Below are 2,040 nucleotides of genomic sequence, written 5' to 3' on the forward strand. Positions count from 1 at the left end.
GGCTCCCGCGTGCTCGAAGAGTCCCGGGCTCCGTCAGGGACCCCGGCCGGACGTGCATCAGTGGCTGCGGACTTGGCCGCGGGCTTCATCCATTCGAAGGCCGGCTCGTCGCCGTCGTCGTGGATATCCGCGTCCGGATCTTTGGGGATCGGGCTCTTCTCGGTCACTTGGATTTCACTTCCGTAGGATTCACATGCCGGAGCAGGAACGGTCCGCTGGCAATCTTCTCTGCCATCGAGCCTACCGTCAGCCCTCGCGGAGAGACGATGAGCCACCCCGGCGGACGTCGGATTGCGGCCGGACCCGGGTGCCGTCAGGCGGCAATCTCCCGGTATCCGGCGTCGTTTGCGTCCAGGTCACCCGTGGCGCCGGCGCGGAATGCCCGCCCGCCCAGCACCAAGGCATAGATCCAGTATGCCGCGAGAACGAGCGAACCGATCAGGATCTTGGCCCACACGGGAAGCGGGCTCGGCGTGACGAAGGCCTCGACGAGTCCGGAAACGAACAGGACAAGCACCAGGCCCAGGGCCACGGTGATCAGGGAACGGCCTTCTTCCGCGACTGCCTGCATCCTGCGCCTCGGACCCGGTGAAACCATCGCCCAGAAAATGCGGAGACCGCCCGCGGAGGCGATGAACACAGCCGTCAACTCCATGAGGCCGTGCGGGAGGATGTAGCTGAAAAACACGTCCATCTTGCCGGTGGCGGCAAACACGCCAGCCGCAACTCCCAGGCCCTGGGCATTCCCGAACAGCATGTAGGGTACCCAGAATCCGGTGATGCCCAAGGCCACGGCCTGCGCCCCTATCCAGGCATTGTTGGTCCAGACCGCGCCGGCGAAGGATGCAGCAGGGTTCTCGGAGTAGTAGTCAACGAAGTCGTGGTCGACGTATTGCTTCACGGCGTTGCTGCTTCCGAGGGCCCTCAAGGCATCCGGGGACGTTCCGATCCAGAACGTGTAGGCACCGGCCACAAGGCAGAAGAAAAACCCGCACCAGACAGTGAGCCACCGCAATCGGTAGAACGCGGCTGGCAGGGACACCACGAAAAAGCGGGCGAGGTCTTCCATGAAATTCGATCGTGCCCCGGTGAAGCGCGTGCGGGCCTGGGCGAGGGCCGCCGACAAGGAGGCGGAGAGTGCGCTCTCCGGGGCCACGGACCGGATGAGGGACAGGTGTGATGACACCACTTGGTACAAACGCAGCAGCTCGTCGGCTTCGCCGCCGTCCAGGCGTCGTTTGTGCGCGAGCTCGTGCAAGCGGGCCCATTTGGTCCCGTTCACCACAGAGAAGGCATCCATGTCCACGGCTCTACCCTAATCCCCACCCTCCCCAAACAGTCCCACATCCACGCAAAGCCCTCCTCCGCATCGGCGGCCGCGGTTAGACTCGATCCAGCGGGAGCCGTCCGGTCCTGCGGAGGTCGTGGCAATGCTTGGGGGCGGGCTTGAGTTCTATCATTACCGGCGAGGCCGTAGTCCTTGAACTGCGGCCGGCATCGTTCGGGGCGAGGGCCCTTGGGCTCATGCTCGATGTCCTGGTTCACGTCGTGTTGCTGGTGGGCCTGTTGTTCCTGATCGGTATGGCGGCACCTGATGTGGACGTGGCCGCGGGCAACGCGATGGTTTTGTCCAGTGGGGTGCTGTGCCTCGTGGTGGTCCCCGTGGCGGTGGAAACGCTGAGCCGTGGCCGTTCTCTGGGCAAGCTGGCTACCGGGCTCAGGATCGTGCGCGACGACGGCGGATCCATCCGTTTCCGGCACGCGGTGATCCGCGGCTTGATCGGGTTCCTGGAGATCTATGCGACGTTCGGCGGATTGGCCATTGCCGTGGCACTGTTCAATGACAAGTCGAAGAGGCTCGGGGACGTCGTGGCAGGAACCTATGCGCTCAGGCAGCGCGTTCCTGCCGAACCCAAAATCCTCCCCTTCGCGCCTCCGCACCTGCAGGCTTGGGTGGCGCTCGCCGATATCGGCAGGGTTCCCGATGGGACGGCGAGGCGGGCCTCACAGTTCATCCAGCAGGCCTGGCGAATGGCTCCG

The 2,040-nt window shown here is 64.7% G+C and carries 2 protein-coding genes; one reads left to right on the forward strand and one right to left on the reverse strand.

The window, feature by feature from the left end; genetic code table 11:
* Nucleotides 1-313: 313 nt before the first annotated feature.
* Entirely contained in the window at nt 314-1,306 is a 993-nt protein-coding gene (locus tag AHiyo1_RS06125; RefSeq protein WP_216363141.1) for a stage II sporulation protein M, read from the reverse strand.
* Between the two features lie 140 nt (nt 1,307-1,446).
* Here AHiyo1_RS06125 and AHiyo1_RS06130 point away from each other — a divergent pair.
* Nucleotides 1,447-2,040 (forward strand): RDD family protein (locus AHiyo1_RS06130; protein ID WP_059387946.1); only part of this gene is annotated, 594 nt, incomplete at its 3' end.

The organism is Arthrobacter sp. Hiyo1 (genome assembly GCF_001263615.2).
In the GTDB taxonomy this organism is placed as follows: Bacteria; Actinomycetota; Actinomycetes; order Actinomycetales; family Micrococcaceae; genus Arthrobacter.